General features: G+C 63.1%; 5 protein-coding genes and 1 pseudogene. All 6 read left to right on the top strand.

Going from position 1 to position 4,216, the window contains the following annotated elements; all coding sequences use genetic code 11:
* Positions 1-98: 98 nt before the first annotated feature.
* Positions 99-1,448, top strand: a pseudogene (locus tag B5X82_RS25905) (SulP family inorganic anion transporter); the annotation flags it as partial.
* Between the two features lie 11 nt (positions 1,449-1,459).
* The gene (locus tag B5X82_RS25900) at positions 1,460-2,302 is read left to right on the top strand and encodes a universal stress protein (RefSeq protein WP_004213296.1); all 843 of its coding nucleotides are present in this window, start codon (positions 1,460-1,462) and stop codon (positions 2,300-2,302) included.
* 154 nt (positions 2,303-2,456) lie between these two features.
* On the top strand, positions 2,457-2,651 hold the full coding sequence (locus tag B5X82_RS25895; protein ID WP_004213295.1) for a TraR/DksA family transcriptional regulator: 195 nt from the start codon (positions 2,457-2,459) through the stop codon (positions 2,649-2,651).
* 18 nt (positions 2,652-2,669) lie between these two features.
* Entirely contained in the window at positions 2,670-2,903 is a 234-nt protein-coding gene (locus tag B5X82_RS25890; protein ID WP_004213294.1) for a cold-shock protein, read from the top strand.
* Positions 2,904-3,346: 443 nt separating this feature from the next.
* Positions 3,347-3,628 (top strand): type II toxin-antitoxin system RelB/DinJ family antitoxin, encoded by a 282-nt coding sequence (locus B5X82_RS25885; RefSeq protein ID WP_007684554.1) that lies wholly within the window; start codon positions 3,347-3,349, stop codon positions 3,626-3,628.
* Entirely contained in the window at positions 3,597-3,917 is a 321-nt protein-coding gene (locus tag B5X82_RS25880; protein ID WP_021246202.1) for a type II toxin-antitoxin system YafQ family toxin, read from the top strand. The genes B5X82_RS25885 and B5X82_RS25880 overlap by 32 nt, the downstream gene beginning before the upstream one ends.
* Positions 3,918-4,216: the final 299 nt, after the last annotated feature.

Below are 4,216 nucleotides of genomic sequence, written 5' to 3'. Positions count from 1 at the left end.
CCATGGGCATGCTCAACCACCATTTCGCAGCAGCCGCCTGATCGGCGCAGAGCGACAGCCTACCTCTGACTGCCGCCAATCTTTGCAACAGAGCCAGCGTCGGGCTGTTTGCCTCCTTCTCCATCGCCGTCATCATCTCGCTCGTGGGCGGACGCCCCGGCATGATTTCGGCCGCAACCGCCGCCATTGCGGTTCTTGTCCTGCCGCTGATCCGCGATCACGGCGTCCAGTACCTCTTTGCCGCCACCATCCTCATGGGACTGATCCAGGGCGTCGCCGGCTTCCTGAAGCTCGACCTGCTGATGCAGTATGTGTCACGCTCGGTCATCACCGGCTTCGTCAACGCGCTCGCGATCCTAATCTTCATCGCGCAGCTTCCCCAGCTAACGAACGTCGGGTGGGAAACCTACGCGATGGTCGCGGCGGGCCTGGCGATCATCTACCTGTTCCCGCGTCTGACCAAGGCGATCCCGTCGCCGCTGGTCGCGATCGTGATCCTGACGATCGTCTCGATCTATGCCGGCATCAAGGTCAACACGGTGGGCGATATGGGCAAGCTGCCCTCGTCGCTGCCAGCGTTCGGCATCCCACAGGTGCCGTTCACGCTGGAAACGCTGCGCATCATTTTCCCCTATTCGCTGACGATGGCGGCGGTTGGCCTGCTGGAATCGATGATGACCGCGCAGATCGTCGATGATCTGACCGACACGCCATCGAACAAGCGCCGCGAGATGAAGGGGCAGGGTATCGCCAATTTTCTGACCGGCTTCCTCGGCGGGATGGGCGGCTGCGCCATGATCGGGCAGTCGGTCATCAACGTGAAGTCGGGCGGCTCCACCCGCCTTTCCACCTTTGTGTCGGGCGCGTTCCTGCTGTTCCTGATCGTCGTACTGGGGCCGCTGGTCGCCCGCATTCCGATGCCGGCGCTGGTCGCGGTGATGATTATGGTGTCGATCGGCACCTTCTCCTGGGGATCGATCAGGAACCTCAAGAGCCATCCGTGGCAGTCGTCGGTTGTCATGCTGGTGACGGTGCTGGTTGTCGTCTCGACGCACGATCTGGCGCAAGGCGTGGTCGCAGGCGTGATCCTGTCCGGTCTGTTCTTCGCCAGCAAGGTCAAGCGCCTGTTCGACGTGGCATCCGAGCTGAGCGCGGATGGCAGGACGCGGACCTACCGCGTCTCGGGTCAGGTGTTCTTCGCCTCGTCCGAGCGGTTCGCCGACGCCTTCGACTTCAAGGAGGTGCTGGACAATGTGGTCATCGACCTGACCGCCGCGCACTTCTGGGACATTTCGGCGGTGGGGAGCCTCGACAAGGCGATCCTCAAGTTCCGCCGCGAAGGCACCCATGTCGAGGTCATCGGCCTCAATCAGGCGAGCGCGACGATGGTCGATCGCTTCGCCGTCCATGACAAGCCCGGCGCCGAAGCAGCGCTCGGCGCCCACTGAGGAGAGGGCTTATGAACCGCATATTGGCCTGTATCGACGCATCCACCTACGCGACCAGCGTCGTCGATCTGGCGGCCTGGGCCGCTACCCGGCTCGGGGCCGATGTCGAGCTGCTGCACGTCGTCCAGCGCAAGGATGCCGTGGCATCGCGCAACGATCATAGCGGCGCGATCGGCCTCGGTGTCAAAAGCGAGCTGCTGGAAGAGCTGACCCGCATCGAGGAAGCGGCGGGGCGTCTTGCCATCGAGGAAGGGCGCATCCTGCTGGACGCAGGCGGCACTCGCTTGAAGGAGCAGGGCATCACGGTCGCGTCGATGCACCTGCATGGAGGGATCGTGGAGACGATCGTCGAGCGTGAAGCCGATGCTGCATTGGTCATCATCGGCAAGCGCGGCGCGTCGGGCGAGTTCGCGACCGACCATATCGGCTCCAAGGTCGAACGGGTCGTGCGTGCCAGCGACAAGCCGGTGCTGATCGCCTCACGCGAAGCCAAGGCACCTGACGCGGTGGTGATCGCCTTCGACAACAGCCCCGCCGCCTGCCGCGCTGTCCGTCATGTCGCTACCTCGCCGCTGTTCGGTGGTTTGCCAGTACACCTCGTCATGGCGGGGCCGGATGATGGCAAACACCGCGACCAGCTCGGCGCAGCGGCAGCAACGCTGCCCGCCTGTTCCGAAACCGTCCTGCGTGACGGCAAGGTCGATGCGGTGATCGGCGATCATATGGCGGCGCATCCCGGCGCGATGCTGGTGATGGGTGCCTATGGACACTCGCCGCTTCGCACCCTGATCGTCGGCAGCACGACGACAACGATGATCCGCACCGTTCGCGCCCCGGTACTGTTGGTACGCTGACATAGCCGGGGACGCGCCGGACCTTGATGCGCGGCGTCGGCAACTGCTGGCGCTTCGCGATCAGCTCGTCGCCGATGATGCTGCGGCCGAGGAAACGCGCGCCCCGGTCACGCTCGATCAGGAAAGCGTCGGCCGCCTGTCGCGGATCGACGCCATGCAGGTGCAGGCAATGGCACTGGCGGCGCAGCGGCACCGGCAAGCCGAATGTAGCCGCATCGACGCCGCACTGATGCGGATCGACAGCGGCGATTATGGCTGGTGCGTCCGCTGTGGTGAGGAAATCGAGGCCAAGCGCCTCGATCGTGCGCCCGCGACGACGATGTGCCTCGCCTGCGCCAAGGAGGGCTAGGCCCGAAAGGAAGGCATCATGCCGACCGGAACGATCAAATACCTCGACCGTGGTGGGGCCTGGGGCTTCATCTCTCGTGACGACAAGCAGCCCAAGGTCTTTGTCCACGTCCGAGCGGCGGAGCGCGCCGGGTTCACTGAGCTACGGCGCGGGCAGCGATGGCGCTTCACGCTCGTCGAGCGCCCCAAGGGCGGGTTTGAGGCCGATGATCTGGAAATGCTGTTCGACGAACCGCCCCCGCCCGGACGATAAGCAGTTTCCCAAAAACGAAGGTCGAGTGGGACGGCTGACGGCGGCAAGGCGCGCTCGATGGCAACGAGGTGCCATTTTCCCGAAATGTGTTCCCGATTGGCTTTTCCCGAAACTGCCCGGTGCAGATGGAGAAACGGGACAGCCTATGGCCGTCTGATCGACCTCCCGCTGGCGGTCGAAGTTGTTGGCAGACAGCGTGAGTGCGACGCCTCGTTTGCGAGCAGCGCCGGATGAGGGCGAGCACATTGGCAGCTAATTTGAGCACGGCGCCACGCGCCAGTGGCAGATAGCGTGAGCAGGAAATCGCGCTGTTGGCGAGCAGACGCCGCTACGATTGCGAGCCCCTACAACTAGAGCCACGGTGCCGCGCAAGCGGCAGGCGCACAATGGTTGTAATTGTAGCTCAGTTGAGCTACATCGAACACGGATCACAGGAGGTTCTTATGGCCGCTACCGCTTTCGTGCGTGCGCGCATCGACGAAACATTGAAGGATGAAGCCGCCGCCGTCCTGGCCGAACTGGGGCTGACCGTATCCGATGTGGTCCGCATGACGCTCACCCGGGTCGCGAAGGATCATGCCTTGCCGTTCGAGCTGAAAGTGCCGAACGCCGAAACACGGGCAGCCATCGAAGCCTCTCGCGCCACGATGAAGGCCCGCCGCGCCCGTTTCACCGATCCTCAGGAAGTCTTTGATGCCCTCGACCAAGAAGCCCGCCAGCAGTAAGCGCGCCTCGCTCCCCCGAGAGGCGTCTTATGAAAAGCGGTTCGCGAAGGATTGGGAGCGGTTGTCGCGCAGCGGGCGCTACAACATGAAGCAGCTCAAGGAAGCGATGATGCTCCTCATCGCCAACGACGCGCCGCTTGGCCCGGAATGGCTGGACCACGCCCTCAAAGGCGATTGGAGCGATCATCGCGAGTGCCATATCGGCGGCGACTTCCTGCTCATCTACACGATCGAGGGAAATCTGGTGAACTTCGTGCGCGCCGGCACGCATTCGGAACTGTTCGAATAGCCTGCCGCTTCCTGGCGAACACAAGAAAAGCAAGCGAAGCGCTACTGTTTGGCTATCTTTTGTATATCGCTTGGATAGCGCTCGCCAGCAATGAAGGGGAAGCCATGAAGGCCATATTCATCCGCCACGGCGAAAGCACCGGCAATGCCGGCATGCCCTGTCACGATCTGGCGACGATCGAGGCCACGAACAGACGCGCCAGGTGGCTCTGTTGCAAAAATCGTGAAGCTTGAGCATGCTTGGCGGAGATTGGACGGACGGAACGATGACGGATTTCAAGTGGCGCCATTTCCAGGGTG

It is taken from the genome of Rhizorhabdus histidinilytica (genome assembly GCF_900167915.1).
Lineage (GTDB): Bacteria > Pseudomonadota > Alphaproteobacteria > Sphingomonadales > Sphingomonadaceae > Rhizorhabdus > Rhizorhabdus histidinilytica.
The sequence above is the reverse complement of the archived record's forward strand: the minus strand, read 5'-3'. Positions and strand labels throughout refer to the sequence as shown.

Coding starts and splice junctions, on each gene's coding strand:
- B5X82_RS25900 (WP_004213296.1), top strand. CDS start 1,460: ATGAACCGCATATTGGCCTGTATCGACGCATCCACCTACGCGACCAGC.
- B5X82_RS25895 (WP_004213295.1), top strand. CDS start 2,457: ATGCAGGTGCAGGCAATGGCACTGGCGGCGCAGCGGCACCGGCAAGCC.
- B5X82_RS25890 (WP_004213294.1), top strand. CDS start 2,670: ATGCCGACCGGAACGATCAAATACCTCGACCGTGGTGGGGCCTGGGGC.
- B5X82_RS25885 (WP_007684554.1), top strand. CDS start 3,347: ATGGCCGCTACCGCTTTCGTGCGTGCGCGCATCGACGAAACATTGAAG.
- B5X82_RS25880 (WP_021246202.1), top strand. CDS start 3,597: ATGCCCTCGACCAAGAAGCCCGCCAGCAGTAAGCGCGCCTCGCTCCCC.